At 36.6% G+C, this 13,455-nt stretch carries 13 protein-coding genes; 8 read left to right on the top strand and 5 right to left on the bottom strand.

The features are described from left to right. Positions 1-91 precede the first annotated feature (91 nt). Positions 92-526, top strand: a complete 435-nt coding sequence (locus B0G92_RS09910; protein WP_101472453.1) for a nuclear transport factor 2 family protein — start codon at positions 92-94, stop codon at positions 524-526. Between the two features lie 39 nt (positions 527-565). On the opposite strand, the gene B0G92_RS09905 is transcribed toward B0G92_RS09910, so the two are convergent. Continuing rightward, on the bottom strand, positions 566-1,975 hold the full coding sequence (locus tag B0G92_RS09905; RefSeq protein ID WP_101472078.1) for a TlpA family protein disulfide reductase: 1,410 nt from the start codon (positions 1,973-1,975) through the stop codon (positions 566-568). A 216-nt stretch (positions 1,976-2,191) separates the two neighbouring features. Here B0G92_RS09905 and B0G92_RS09900 point away from each other — a divergent pair, with 216 nt between their 5' ends. After that, on the top strand, positions 2,192-3,808 hold the full coding sequence (locus tag B0G92_RS09900; RefSeq protein ID WP_056066657.1) for an ABC-F family ATP-binding cassette domain-containing protein: 1,617 nt from the start codon (positions 2,192-2,194) through the stop codon (positions 3,806-3,808). 85 nt (positions 3,809-3,893) lie between these two features. On the opposite strand, the gene B0G92_RS16690 is transcribed toward B0G92_RS09900, so the two are convergent. Further along, complete coding sequence (locus tag B0G92_RS16690) at positions 3,894-4,058, bottom strand: hypothetical protein (RefSeq protein WP_157485983.1); 165 nt, start codon at positions 4,056-4,058, stop codon at positions 3,894-3,896. Between the two features lie 292 nt (positions 4,059-4,350). Here B0G92_RS16690 and pyrR point away from each other — a divergent pair, with 292 nt between their 5' ends. From pyrR to B0G92_RS09870, 6 genes are all read left to right on the top strand, one after another. Beyond that, entirely contained in the window at positions 4,351-4,890 is a 540-nt protein-coding gene (pyrR, locus tag B0G92_RS09895) for a bifunctional pyr operon transcriptional regulator/uracil phosphoribosyltransferase PyrR (RefSeq protein ID WP_056066660.1), read from the top strand. Positions 4,891-4,925: 35 nt separating this feature from the next. Further along, positions 4,926-5,855 (top strand): aspartate carbamoyltransferase catalytic subunit, encoded by a 930-nt coding sequence (locus B0G92_RS09890; protein ID WP_056066663.1) that lies wholly within the window; start codon positions 4,926-4,928, stop codon positions 5,853-5,855. Between the two features lie 68 nt (positions 5,856-5,923). Further along, on the top strand, positions 5,924-6,256 hold the full coding sequence (locus B0G92_RS09885; RefSeq protein ID WP_056066668.1) for a hypothetical protein: 333 nt from the start codon (positions 5,924-5,926) through the stop codon (positions 6,254-6,256). A gap of 62 nt (positions 6,257-6,318) precedes the next feature. Next, positions 6,319-7,224 carry a ribonuclease Z gene (locus B0G92_RS09880; protein ID WP_101472077.1) on the top strand — a complete coding sequence of 302 codons (906 nt, stop codon included), beginning with the start codon at positions 6,319-6,321 and terminating at the stop codon, positions 7,222-7,224. Positions 7,225-7,564: 340 nt separating this feature from the next. Continuing rightward, the gene (pdxH, locus tag B0G92_RS09875; RefSeq protein ID WP_101472076.1) at positions 7,565-8,206 is read left to right on the top strand and encodes a pyridoxamine 5'-phosphate oxidase; all 642 of its coding nucleotides are present in this window, start codon (positions 7,565-7,567) and stop codon (positions 8,204-8,206) included. 185 nt (positions 8,207-8,391) lie between these two features. Continuing rightward, on the top strand, positions 8,392-8,898 hold the full coding sequence (locus B0G92_RS09870; RefSeq protein ID WP_101472075.1) for a CAP domain-containing protein: 507 nt from the start codon (positions 8,392-8,394) through the stop codon (positions 8,896-8,898). 351 nt (positions 8,899-9,249) lie between these two features. Here B0G92_RS09870 and B0G92_RS09865 read toward each other — a convergent pair whose 3' ends face one another. The 3 genes from B0G92_RS09865 to B0G92_RS09855 form a co-directional block, all read right to left on the bottom strand. Then, positions 9,250-11,193, bottom strand: a complete 1,944-nt coding sequence (locus B0G92_RS09865; protein ID WP_101472074.1) for an OmpA family protein — start codon at positions 11,191-11,193, stop codon at positions 9,250-9,252. A gap of 12 nt (positions 11,194-11,205) precedes the next feature. Further along, complete coding sequence (locus tag B0G92_RS09860) at positions 11,206-12,117, bottom strand: PorP/SprF family type IX secretion system membrane protein (protein ID WP_056066682.1); 912 nt, start codon at positions 12,115-12,117, stop codon at positions 11,206-11,208. 48 nt (positions 12,118-12,165) lie between these two features. Further along, positions 12,166-13,455 (bottom strand): T9SS type B sorting domain-containing protein (locus B0G92_RS09855; RefSeq protein ID WP_143395016.1); only part of this gene is annotated, 1,290 nt, incomplete at its 5' end.

The following is a 13,455-nucleotide window of genomic DNA, read 5'->3' as shown; positions in this document are numbered from 1 at the left end:
ATATTCATAGTATCTGAATTAGACACCTGTTAATTTTGGTTCTATTAATTATTTTATGCTAAATTTATCCATGAACATTAAAAAAAGCATAATGCGAAAATTAGTAACCATTGTTTTCTTTATTTGCTTTCAGTCCCTAATGGCACAGGAAGCCGAAATCCGTCAATCGATACAAACCTTTTTTGATGGTTTTCATACAAGAGACAGCCTAAAAATGAAATCTGTCTGTTATTCAAATATGATATTACATTCAATATCTGAAAGTACCATAACAAGGAAGATAACAACTGAAAAGTTTTCTGATTTTGCAAAATCTATAGCGGCAATTTCTAAGAATACGAAATTCGAGGAACGCCTTCTTTCATATAGTTTCAACGTAGAAGGCTCCTTGGCGCATGTCTGGACACCGTATGAATTTTATGTAAATGGAAAATTAGCACATAAAGGGGTGAACTCATTCCAATTACTTAAAGATAATGGCAAATGGAAAATTATTCATATTGCCGATACCAGAAAAAAGAGCTAATTAATAGCCAGCGTCTCTGCGACTTTGAGAACTGTTTTATTATTTCAGATAGTCAACAAATTTAACGTCAAACAGATTTACAAAAGCATTATTAATAGTTCCGTCCGCATTTGTGATGATGGCACGGTGTATTTTCGTAATCACCCATTTCTGTTTTAGTTCTTCAAAATCCTTTACCCGGAATTCTTCGATTTTATCAAATTTGTATTTCGAAAGATTATTTTTCCATTTTGACTGGTTATCATCAACATTGATAGCAATAAAATTATAACCGGGATGTTTGGCTTTTAATTCCATAGCTTTACGGTGTGCCGTTTCGAAATGGGATTTTGCATTTTCAGTCCAGAAAAAAATAACGGTTTTACCTTTAATAATTTTTTTGCTGTTTACTGTTTCTCCATTAAGGTCAATCAGGTCTACATTAGGTAAGGCATTGTCATTTTTCAACATCTGAATTGCGTTCCCTATTTTGATAATTTCGTTCTGATTTCCTTTATCGGTTGACAGTTCGTTATATCGGTCAAGAAATTTTTTGTTGTTCAGTATGTGCTGGTCTTCCAATAGATAGGCAAAGGCAATATTGTCGAGAATGGTATTTTTGATTTCCGGATTTTTGAAAAGCGTATCGGCAATATTCAGCTTGGTGATGTTCATTTCTAAAGCCTTGTCTTCAGGTGAAGCATTATCGTCGGCTTTTTCCATTGCCATATTATTCAGCATGTAGGTAAGATATTTTACAAAAGGCGAGAAGTTTGTCAGGCCTTTATTATTGTAATCAATCTCATCGCGGTATTCATAAAAATTCTTTGGAAGTCTTTCGCTGATATTTTCTCCGGTTCGTATTTCGTGTATGACCGGATAAATTTCTTTTTTGGTATAGTAAGGGAAATCGAGAGAAGCCAGTGCATAAGTATCAAAATCGTCGCTCCATTTCAATAATTCTTTTTTTGAATTGTAGTAGCTTTTTCGGGAATGATAGGCAGAATCGATGTATTTTGTAAACTTATTTACGTCATAGTCAAATACGGTAAACATCTTGTCCCGGTCTTCCTCATTCTTAAGATACATCTCCATCAGGAAATTATTTTTTTCTTCTCCGCGTCCGCAAAATACGACAGATTCGTCAAAATCATTAGAGTTCATGCGTACCATGATACTGTCGTTCTTATCAAAATAAACGTATTGGTATTCCGGCTCATGTTTAAAAGTATACAATCCGGGAGCGAGGGAATCAAATTTTTTGAAAAACCTATTGTTTCGGTCCAAAGGAATAGTGTCAATAACCTTATTGTCCTTAAGAAACAAAACGTAGCGGTTTAGTGGATTTGAAACCTCTCCGCCAAAGTAAGCAGTGAAATTATCGCTTTTGAATTTCTTTTCACACGAGCACAGTGACAGCATGGAAAGAAAAGAAAGCGATACGATTTTGAAAACTTTTAAATTGTGCATTTAATTTGAATCTAATAGACAAAAATATTCAGACGCAACCAAACTCTCTGTTAAGGCATAGTTAAATGTAAACAATGTCAATTATTTAGAATGCCGTTAAATAACAGAGGTTTATTGGAATCAGAAGTTTAGGCTATGTTTTAAAGTATATCTTGTTCTTGTGCCAAAAGTGCAGTATTTTTTCTACTTTTGCAAAACTTTTTTAAAACTATATTCATGTTAACAGTAAATAATTTATCAGTACAATTTGGCAAGAGAGTTTTGTTTGATGAAGTAAATACAACCTTTACAGATGGTAATATTTATGGAGTCATTGGAGCAAATGGTGCTGGAAAATCTACATTCTTAAAAATACTTTCGGGAGATTTTGAGCCAACTTCTGGACACGTTTTTCTGGAACCGGGCAAGCGTATGTCCGTATTGAACCAGAACCACAACATGTTTGATGAGCATACGGTTTTGGAAACGGTGATGATGGGGAACAAAGTTCTTTATGCTGTTAAGAAAGAAATGGATGAGCTTTATCTGGACTATACCGATGAAAACGCGGAAAGAATCGGAGAGCTTCAGGTGCAGTTTGAAGAAATGAACGGATGGAATGCCGATTCTGATGCTGCTTCTTTGCTATCAAATTTAGGTATCAATGAAGACAGTCACTATACTTTAATGGGGGATATGGAAGGAAAACTAAAGGTTCGTGTGCTTTTGGCACAGGCGCTTTTTGGAAATCCTGATGTGTTAATCATGGATGAGCCTACCAACGACCTGGATTTTGAAACAATTGCATGGTTGGAAAACTTTTTGGCCAATTATGAGAATACAGTAATTGTAGTATCACACGACCGTCACTTCCTGGATGCGGTTTGTACACATATTTCAGATATTGATTTCGGAAAAATCAACCACTATTCAGGAAACTATACATTCTGGTACGAATCAAGCCAATTGGCTGCAAAACAAAGAGCACAGCAAAACAAGAAGGCAGAAGAAAAGAAACAGGAATTGGAAGAATTCATCCGCCGTTTCAGTGCCAACGTAGCAAAATCCAAACAGGCTACTTCACGTAAAAAAATGATTAGCAAACTGAATATTGCCGAAATCAAACCGTCTAGCAGACGTTATCCTGCCATTATTTTTGAACAGGAGAGAGAAGCGGGTGACCAGATTTTGAATATCACTAATCTGAGCGCTTCAATTGATGGCGAAACATTATTTACCGGTGTAGATTTGAATATGGCAAAAGGCGATAAGATTGTCCTTTTCTCTAAAGATTCACGTGCTACTACAGCTTTCTATGAAATTCTGAATGGCAATAAAAAGGCAGATTCCGGAACTTTTGAATGGGGAATCACAACAACGCAGGCCTATCTTCCGGTTGAAAACCATGAATTCTTTGACAACGACCTGAATCTGGTTGATTGGTTAAGGCAATGGGCAAAAACTGAAGAAGAGCGTGATGAAGTTTATATCCGTGGATTCTTAGGGAAAATGATTTTCTCTGGTGAAGAAGCTTTGAAAATTAGCCGCGTTTTGTCTGGAGGTGAAAAAGTGCGTTGCATGCTTTCGAGAATGATGATGCAGAGAGCCAATGTACTGATGCTTGACGAGCCTACAAACCACCTCGATTTGGAATCGATTACAGCTTTCAACAACTCATTGAAAAATTACAAAGGTTCGGTTATTTTCACGACACATGACCATGAATTTGCCCAAACTGTGGGTAACAGGGTTATTGAACTGACACCTAAAGGAGCAATCGACAGATATATGACATTTGACGATTATCTGGATGATGAAAAAGTACAGGAACTAAGAAAGAAAATGTATTCTTAAATACTAGAAATGATAAATAAAAAATCCCGTTACTGCAAAGTAGCGGGATTTTTTTGGTTTAAAGGTGGTTGGTTGGGTTATGGTTTTATTTTTTAAATCTGCTGATGATAAAAATAACAAGGGCAATAATGGCAATGACAATAAAGACGCCAACGCCAACACCTAAGTTAAAAATACCTTCAACTACTTCACAGCTTGAAAAGGTAAGAAGTATCAGAAGCAGTATGTTTATTTTCAATAATTTGTTCATGGCTTTTCTGTTTTTGATTTGTATATCATAAAGGTCTTCTTTTTACGAAGAAAAATATTACATGATTCATGTTTTTGGTTATATAATTTTAATAAGGGGCTAAGTTGCTAAGGTTCTGAGATGCTAAGGTTGTGTTTTATTCTGTAAAAAGGAGAAGTTATTTTTTGGTTGTAATAAACCTCCAAAGAATGATCTCCTTTTAATATGGAGGTTGGTTAGGGCAAAACTGTATTTTTATTTTACTTGGAAGTAAATTTTGCCTACTTTTACAAACCAAACACAACACTTCATTATGAGTCAAAAAATATTGCTTACTTCAAAAGAAGTCAATATCATTCTGCATCGTTTGGCCTGTCAGTTAATTGAAAAGCATCTTGATTTTTCAGATACTATTCTTGTAGGAATCCAGCCTCGCGGAACCTTTTTGGCAGAACGCCTGAAGGAATTACTTTTAAAAGAATATAAAGTACAGGATGTTGCTTTAGGCTATCTTGATATCACTTTTTTCAGGGATGATTTTCGCAGGACAGAAAAGCCTTTGGAAGCCAATAAAACACAGATTAACTTTTTGGTAGAAAATAAGAAAGTCATTTTTATTGATGATGTCTTATATACCGGAAGAAGCATCCGTTCTGCTTTGACTGCCATCCAATCCTTTGGAAGGCCATCAGAAATTGAGTTGCTGGTTTTGATTGACAGGCGATTTAGCCGCCATTTGCCAATCCAGCCGGATTACAGAGGCAGACAGGTCGATTCCATAAACAATGAAAAGGTGAAGGTATGCTGGAAAGAGCAGGAGGGAGAGGATGTGGTTTACCTTGTAACTAATTAAGTTCTTAAAATAACAACACAACAACACATATAAAAATGAGCGAATTAAGCGTAAATCATTTATTAGGAATAAAATATATCACCAAACAGGATATTGACCTTATTTTTGAAACAGCCGATCATTTTAAGGAAGTCATCAACCGACCAATTAAAAAAGTTCCTTCGCTTCGAGATATTACCATAGCTAATATATTTTTTGAAAACAGTACCAGAACCAAACTGTCTTTTGAATTGGCACAAAAACGCCTTTCGGCTGATGTTATCAGCTTTTCAGCCGCGCAGTCATCGGTTAAAAAGGGAGAAACCCTGATTGATACTGTCAACAATATCCTTTCAATGAAGGTTGATATGGTAGTCATGAGGCATTCCAATCCGGGAGCGGCTTATTTTCTTTCACAAAATGTCAATGCGAGTATTGTCAATGCGGGCGATGGTGCACACGAACATCCAACGCAAGGTTTATTGGATTCTTTTACGATAAGAGAAAAACTAGGCGAAGTTGCCGGAAAGAAAGTCGTGATTGTAGGTGATATTCTGCATTCACGTGTGGCGCTTTCCAATATTTATGCCCTTAAAATGCAAGGAGCCGAAGTCAAAGTTTGCGGACCTAAAACCTTAATTCCAAAATATATCGAATCTTTGGGAGTTGGTGTGGAACCCAACCTTAGAAAAGCACTTGAATGGTGTGATGTGGCCAATATGCTCAGGGTACAAAATGAAAGAATGGATGTGAATTATTTCCCTTCCACAAGAGAATATACACAGCAATACGGAGTAGATAAGGCATTTTTAGATTCGCTAAATAAGGAAATCGTAATCATGCACCCAGGACCAATCAATAGAGGTGTCGAAATCTCTTCTGATGTAGCCGATTCGCAACAGTCTGTTATCCTAAACCAGGTTGAAAATGGTGTGGCAGTACGTATGGCAGTAATTTATCTTCTGGCATCAAAAATTAAACAATAGGAATAAAAAAGCCAAAAACCTTTGTAACTTTGGACTTAGCAAACTTTACTTCTAAAAAATAAGACAATATGAAAGTGGATCAAAAAGGACATACAACAGTAATAAAAGATACGCAGGGTAATGTAGGTTCTTTTCTGGAAAAAGTAACAAATGAATATGGGAGCTTCAAAAACCATAACCTGGTTTTGGATATCTCATCCGACAAAGATGTGAGCTTGGACCAGATACTTTCTTTTCTATCGTTGTCAAACAAACACCGAAAAGCAAAAAAATCATTTGTAATTGTTGTCAATGATTTTGACTTCAACGAAGTGCCTGATGAAATGATTGTGGTTCCGACTCTTCTTGAAGCCCATGATATTATTGAGATGGAGGAAATTGAAAGAGATTTAGGATTTTAGGTTTTTGATTTAAGATTTCTGAAAGATTTCGGATTTAAAATTTTTAGATTTAAGAGTAAAAAATGAAGCTGACGATTCTTGGCTGTTATGCCGCTACACCCAGAACTATTACAAATCCGACATCGCAGGTTTTGGAAATAAGAGACCGGATGTTTCTCATAGACTGTGGTGAGGGAACACAGGTTCAGCTACGGAAAAACAAGATCAAATTTTCCAAAATAAACCACATTTTTATTTCTCACCTTCATGGAGACCATGTCTACGGACTTGTTGGTCTGGTTTCTACCTACATGCTTTTGAACAGGGTCAATGACCTGCATATTTATGGGCCAAAGGGAATAAAAGAGATTATTACACTGCAATTAAAGCTTTCCAATTCCTGGACCAATTACAATCTTTATTTCCATGAACTGGAATCGGATGTGTCCGAAACCGTTTTTGAAGATGATAAGGTAATTGTAAAGACAATTCCGCTTAAACACAGGATATATACTAACGGCTATTTATTCCTCGAAAAGTTCAGCGAAAGAAAGCTAAATATTGATGCAGTACAGGAATATGAAATCGACCAGGTTTATTACAAAAAAATCAAATATGGCGGAGATATTACTTTAGAAGATGGTCGCGTGATTCCTAATGCCGAACTGACTTTTGATCCGGATACTCCAAAAAGCTATGCGTTTTGTTCGGATACGGTTTATAATGAAGATATATTACCGCTGATTGAAAACGTAGATGTTCTTTATCATGAATCTACCTTTTTGGAATCAGAAGTTTTGCTCGCTGAAAAGACCATGCACTCAACGGCTAAAGAAGCTGCCCGGATTGCACTTAAGGCAAATGCCAAAAATCTGGTATTGGGCCATTATTCCACACGATACGAATCGATTCAGAAATTCAAAGAAGAAGCAGAAACTATTTTCCCGAATGTCTTTTTGGGAGATGACGGGGAAAGTTTTTCTTTTTGAGGTACTAAGGTTCTAAGTGGCTAAGGTTTTCTTTTGAAGTCGCTAAGTAACTAAGATAATGTGTTTTCTTTTTAAAAAGATTTTAAGATTCTAAGTGGCTAAGATGCTAAGATTAGTTTATTAACTAGGGTCAAATTTTGAACCTCAAACAAACTTATTTCCTCAGAACCTCAGTACTTTTTCCTTAATAACTCAAAACCTCAGAGCCTTAGTACCTCAGAACCTTAGCACCTCAGAAACTTAGCCGCTTAGCAACTCAAAAAAACATCCTGACAAATATCATATCTCAGCTTCACAAAGTTTGTAACTTTGTAATTCAAATTTTCCAATTGACCAAGCTATGAAAGATTTAAGCGATTACAGAAAATCATACGAAAAAAGTGAACTGATAGAAACTGCCATACCGGACAATCCTTTTGAATTATTTGACTTGTGGTTTCAGGAAGCCGAAGCTATAGGAGGGACAGAAGAAGTGAATGCAATGACTATTGCCACTATCGGGAAAGACGGTTTCCCTAAATCAAGAATCGTGCTTTTAAAACAACTCACCCCGGAAGGTTTTATTTTCTTTACCAATTACGAATCTGAAAAAGGAAAAGCCATAGCTGAAAACCCGAATGTTTGTCTTTCTTTCTTTTGGCCTTACGCAGAAAGACAGGTTATCATTAAAGGGACAGCTGAAAAAACAGCTGATGAAATTTCAGATGCTTATTTCCAATCCAGGCCATTTGGAAGCCAATTAGGAGCACTTGCCTCACACCAAAGTGAAATCATAGAAAACAGAGAAGTTCTGGAAATTAAGGTAAAAAATCTGGAAGAAGAATTTACAGGAAAAGTAATCGCTCGTCCGGCTTATTGGGGAGGTTATCTGGTCAAGCCTTATGAGATGGAATTCTGGCAGGGTAGGCCCAACAGGCTTCATGATAGAATTCGTTTCCAATACCGCGAAAACACATGGAAAAAGGACAGGCTTTCCTCATGATTTATAGGAATAATAGCATGAAAAATACAAAAACATGCATTTCGTCGATTTTATTTTGCAGTTCAACGATGATTTTGTAATATTGAATCGTTAAGTAAGAGTTGTGCCCCATCATAAATCTTACTGACAATTTGAAGAAGTTTTCCCAAAGGCTTTTTCGAATTATGAACCAAAACACTTAACCTATGAAAGCAATAATGCTAAGAACATTAATGCCAGTGGCTTTTTTGTTCACAATGTTATCCTGTTCTTCAGATTCATCTGATGACAGTAACCTGACAAATGGAAATTCTACTTTGGTAGAAAATTATGATTACAATCCCACAGAATTAGAATTGATGCGTATTATTAACGAACACAGACAATCGCTCAATTTACCGGCTTTACAACCAATCAATCACATTTCTTACAAATCAGAAGAACACAACGAATACATGATTGAAAACAACGTTGTCAATCATGCTTATTTCGAAGAAAGGTCACAAAACCTGATACAGGTATTGGGAGCGGTTAAAGTCAATGAAAATGTGGCTTATAATTATAACACTCCACAAGCGGCTTTACATGCCTGGCTTGAGAGCCCGAGCCATAAAGCAAATATTGAAGGAGATTTTACTCATTTTGGAATGTCAGTCCGTATCAGTCCGGAATCAGGACGAAAATATTATACCAATATGTTCATCAAAAAATAAACGGGTAAAGCTCAGTATCATAAGACTGCAGTTTGTATTGCAGTCTTTTTTTTGAGACAGCCCAAAAAGATTGTTATTTACGTTCACCTTTCCATACTATTGATTGCAATAATTTGACAGGAATTATTTTTTTAGATAATTAATATTAGATGGGGTTTAATTTTCGTGGATTATTTTTTTAAAATACATTCATTAAAGATTGTTCTTTTGTTCTGAATTATTCTTTCATTAAGGTCTGCGTGAAAACTATTGTATGGGGATATATTTTAAAAATATATTACAATAGGTCAATAACAAAAAAAGCATCCTGCTAGTCCAGGATGCTTTTGCTTTTTATGGCATTTAGGTATGTTATAATTCAGTAATAATAAATTCACTTCTTCTGTTCAATTGGTGCTCTTCTTCAGAACATGGAACCCCATCAGAGCATTTGTTTACCAATTGAGTTTCTCCATAACCTTTTCCGCTTAATCGTGATGCTTGTATTCCATCGTTAATCATCCACGCAATAGTTGATTTGGCTCTTCTGTCAGATAGCCTTTCATTGTATTTGTGTGTCTGACGACTGTCTGTATGTGATCTTACGTCAACTTTCATGGTTGGGTATTCTTTCATCACATCAACAATTTTTGCAAGGTCAGTAGCTGCATCCGGACGGATATTCCATTTATCAAGATCAAAGTAAATAATCTTGATACCGAATGCTTTTGCAAGGTCATCACCAACTTTAACTTTCTTGACTGTTTTTTCCAAAGCAATTGGAAGGTCGGTTTCACCGCTTTCATTTGGTAAGGTTATTCGGGATTCCTTGGTTACATAGTCTTGTTTTTCGGCTCTTACATAATACGATTTACCGCATTGTACATCCTCAAAAGAATATTTTCCGGAAGCATCAGATGTTACTTCTTTTAATTTGTTGAATTTTTCATCAAATAAAGTCACTTTTGTATTTGGAAGAATCGCTCCGGTTTCCAAATCGGTTATGGTTCCGGCCAAAAGCTGTTCACATTCAAATTCCAATCTTTTGGTTTCAACAAATTTGTAGATATCATCATTGCCGTTTCCGCCGTCTCTGTTGGAACTTAAAAAGCCAATTCTTGTTTTAGAGTTAATGATATAGGCAAAATCATCTTTTTTGCTATTGGCAGGTTCTCCAATGTTTTTAACTTCTTTAATGCTACCGTCGTTTCCAATTTTTGAAACAAAAATATCAAAACCACCCAAGCCAAGCTGGCCATCGGAAGCAAAATACAACTCATTTTCATCTGATACAAAAGGAAAAGATTCTCTTCCCGGAGTATTGATTTTAGGTCCAAGGTTTTCCGGTGTTCCGAAACTTCCATCGGCATTAATGCTGACTTTAAAAATATCAGATTGTCCTAAAGTTCCCGGCATATCAGAAGCAAAATACATTGTTTTTCCATCCGGACTCAAAGCAGGGTGGGCCACACTGTAATTGTTATTGTTGAAAGGAAGTTCCGTAACATTTGTCCACTTGTCGCCTTCTAAAGTCGCCCTGTAGATTTTTAATAAAGTTACCTTATCGTTGCTTTTGCCTTTTTTACCATCGTTATAATTATTTCGGGTAAAATACATGGTCTTTCCATCTTTGGAAAAAGACGGAGTGGCTTCATGGAATTTGGTATTCAGGCTTTTTGCAAATTTTTGTGGAGCCGATAATGCACCGTCTGCACTCAAATCTGAAACATACATATTGGTAAAATACATATTCGTCCATGAATGCTGTCTTTTTGAAAAGTTTCCGGTATCCCGTGCAGAAGTAAAAACTACTTTATCTCCAAAGAAAGCACTTCCATAATCAGAATATTCAGAATTTACCCCGGCATTATCGATTTTATACCTTCCGGAATTTTTCCTGATTTCTTCCAGATAATTTTTCTTTTCCTCATATAGTTTCCCACGAGAATCAGTATCTGACTTCTGATTGAATTTTTGAAGCATCTCATTAGCCTTATCATATTCTCCAATTCCTTTTAGAGATTGTGAATAACGGTAAAAATATTCAGGCTCTACATCCTGCGTCATGGCAAAAAGCTCACCATACCATTTGGCAGCATTTTCCAAATCAGCATTAAAGTAGTAAGAGTTTCCAAGTTTTTGAAGCATATCTTGCGATTTGTATCCTTTTTCAGCAACACGCTCATAGGTTTTTATAGCATCAATGTAAGCATATTTCTCATACTTCTTATCTGCTGATGCCACAGCCGATTTTTGCGCATATCCGCTAAAGCAGACTGTACTTAAAAATGCGAGGTATATAAATTTGATTTTCATGATTGCACAGTATTAGAAGAACCTAGGTGAAGTTAATTTGTTAAACTTGTTGAAAAGCTCAAATCGAAGGAATATTTCGTGTGAGCCGGAGTTATAATTGGACAGCTTTGTTGTTTCTAAGTCATATCCATAACCTACAAACAAACCTTCTGTAACCTGGAAACCAGCCATCGCACTAACCGCGGCATCCCATCTCCAGGCTGCTCCAATGGTAAATTTATCGTTGAATAAGAAATTACCGGATACGTCAAGTTGTAGGGGAGCACCCTGAATGGTTTTCATAAGGAATGCAGGCTTAAATTTAATACTAGGGCTCAAATCAAATACATAACCACCGATGAAATAAAAATTCATCCTTTCTTTATAAACCGAAACGGAGTTGTCTTCATAACGGGTTGTCTGTAAAAAGTTAGGAACGGAAAGACCTACATATAATTTATCGGAATGGAAGTAAACCCCGGCTCCAAAATTTGGAGTAAAATTATTGTTGAAATTCTGCAGGTGAGGGTCACCGGCATCGGCAGGGTTTAATTTGTTTACGTCCAGGCTAAAAAGATTGGCCGTTCCTTTAATACCAAACGAAAGTTTATAAGTTTCCGATGTCTGAACAGTATAAGATATATCAGCAGAAATAGTGTTTTCGTCTGTCGGGCCAATTCTGTCATTGACAAAAGAAAGTCCGATTCCTAATTTACTATTATTGATAGGTGTGTTTAAAGAAACTGCATTGGTTACAGGAGCTCCATCCAAACCAACCCATTGGGTTCTATGAAGGCCGAAAATACTCATCACGCCTCTGGAACCGGCATAGGCCGGGTTTATATTAATAGTGTTGTACATGTATTGAGTGTACTGGGCATCTTGTTGCGCAAAACCTGCAAAACCTGTCAACAGTAAAGCGAAAAATAAAAATTTTGTTTTCATTTATTTATTTGTTTAGTTCCAGGGATTTGCATCCCTGGAAGTTGGACTTTATCTATTAATATATAGATAACTTGCTTTTTCTCTGGATCTTCCTTCAGCATCGACATATTTCAGTACGTAGTAGTAAGTTCCATCAGGTAATTCTTCTGATTTTTTTACTGTAGCACGACCTTCAGATACTCCTCTAAATACTTTAGTCGTATTGTCATAGCCTTGGGCATCAAATACTAATACTCCCCAACGATTGTATATTTCTACAGTATTGTTTGGATAACAATCAAGCCCCTCGATCTGGAAGAATTCATTCAAACCATCTCCGTTTGGTGTCATAGCATTATGAACTATAATTTCACATGGTGCCAAAACAACACAGTCATCATTTACGTTCATGTTGATTTGAATTGTTCTAGGGCAATCGCCGTCAGCAATTACATAGCTCAATACATAATCTCCAAGCGTAACATTGGCAGGATTGAAAATACTTCCGAGTAATCCTCGAGAGTTATTTGTGTCAATCCATGTTCCCGTTCTTTCTATAGAATTGTCAAGTAATGTAAACAGATCAATTGAAAGATCTTCAACACATAATTCGCTGGCAATTGTTTGTGTAGGATTTGATATCGTAACATTTATTGTTTGCGTAACTACATTTGAATTTCCACAGCTGTCAGTTGCAGACCAAGATCTGGTGATAGTATAACCTGTTGCTGTCTGATTTTCAATCTGTTCATCAAATATAACACTTTCTACTGAAGAACAAGAGTCTGTAAATTCTAAAACAGGGACTTCAGGAACCTCACTACAAACAACATTTATAGTCGTTTCTATAGGAGTAACCAAAGTAGGAGCCATATTATCTTCTACAGTTATTATCTGTGTTGCAGAAGTTATGTTGTTGCATAAATCAACCGCTGTCCAGGTTCTTGTGATAATCTTATCTCCAGCACAAGCACCATTTTCAATAGTTTCAAGCATTGTAACAGTAGCCATACTACAGTTATCAGTAGCTGTAAGTGTTGGTGCTGTTGGAACAGATCCACAAGCCACAATAATATCTGTAGGCACAGTTTCTACGAATGTAGGGCCTTGGTTATCAGTTACAGTCACTACCTGAGTGTGTTCGGCAGTGTTTCCGCAAGGGTCTGTAGCCGTCCATTTTCTAGTAAGGGTGTAGCTTCCTGCACATGATCCATCAGTTCTTGTCTCAATGAATGTTACGGTCGCAGTTCCGCAGGCATCGGTGGCAGTAAGCACAGCCGCAGCCGGGATACTGTCGCAAGACGCAGCCACTTCGGCAGCAGGCAGTGTTCCATCGAATGCAGGAGCCTGGGTATCTGT

It is taken from the genome of Flavobacterium lindanitolerans, from assembly GCF_002846575.1.
In the GTDB taxonomy this organism is placed as follows: Bacteria; Bacteroidota; Bacteroidia; order Flavobacteriales; family Flavobacteriaceae; genus Flavobacterium; species Flavobacterium lindanitolerans.
The sequence above is the reverse complement of the archived record's forward strand: the minus strand, read 5'-3'. Positions and strand labels throughout refer to the sequence as shown.

Excerpts from the sequence above, each read along its gene's own strand:
- B0G92_RS09910 (WP_101472453.1), top strand. The coding sequence starts at position 92 with ATGCGAAAATTAGTAACCATTGTTTTCTTTATTTGCTTTCAGTCCCTA.
- B0G92_RS09905 (WP_101472078.1), bottom strand. The coding sequence starts at position 1,975 with ATGCACAATTTAAAAGTTTTCAAAATCGTATCGCTTTCTTTTCTTTCC.
- B0G92_RS09900 (WP_056066657.1), top strand. The coding sequence starts at position 2,192 with ATGTTAACAGTAAATAATTTATCAGTACAATTTGGCAAGAGAGTTTTG.
- B0G92_RS16690 (WP_157485983.1), bottom strand. The coding sequence starts at position 4,058 with ATGAACAAATTATTGAAAATAAACATACTGCTTCTGATACTTCTTACC.
- pyrR (WP_056066660.1), top strand. The coding sequence starts at position 4,351 with ATGAGTCAAAAAATATTGCTTACTTCAAAAGAAGTCAATATCATTCTG.
- B0G92_RS09890 (WP_056066663.1), top strand. The coding sequence starts at position 4,926 with ATGAGCGAATTAAGCGTAAATCATTTATTAGGAATAAAATATATCACC.
- B0G92_RS09885 (WP_056066668.1), top strand. The coding sequence starts at position 5,924 with ATGAAAGTGGATCAAAAAGGACATACAACAGTAATAAAAGATACGCAG.
- B0G92_RS09880 (WP_101472077.1), top strand. The coding sequence starts at position 6,319 with ATGAAGCTGACGATTCTTGGCTGTTATGCCGCTACACCCAGAACTATT.
- pdxH (WP_101472076.1), top strand. The coding sequence starts at position 7,565 with ATGAAAGATTTAAGCGATTACAGAAAATCATACGAAAAAAGTGAACTG.
- B0G92_RS09870 (WP_101472075.1), top strand. The coding sequence starts at position 8,392 with ATGAAAGCAATAATGCTAAGAACATTAATGCCAGTGGCTTTTTTGTTC.
- B0G92_RS09865 (WP_101472074.1), bottom strand. The coding sequence starts at position 11,193 with ATGAAAATCAAATTTATATACCTCGCATTTTTAAGTACAGTCTGCTTT.
- B0G92_RS09860 (WP_056066682.1), bottom strand. The coding sequence starts at position 12,117 with ATGAAAACAAAATTTTTATTTTTCGCTTTACTGTTGACAGGTTTTGCA.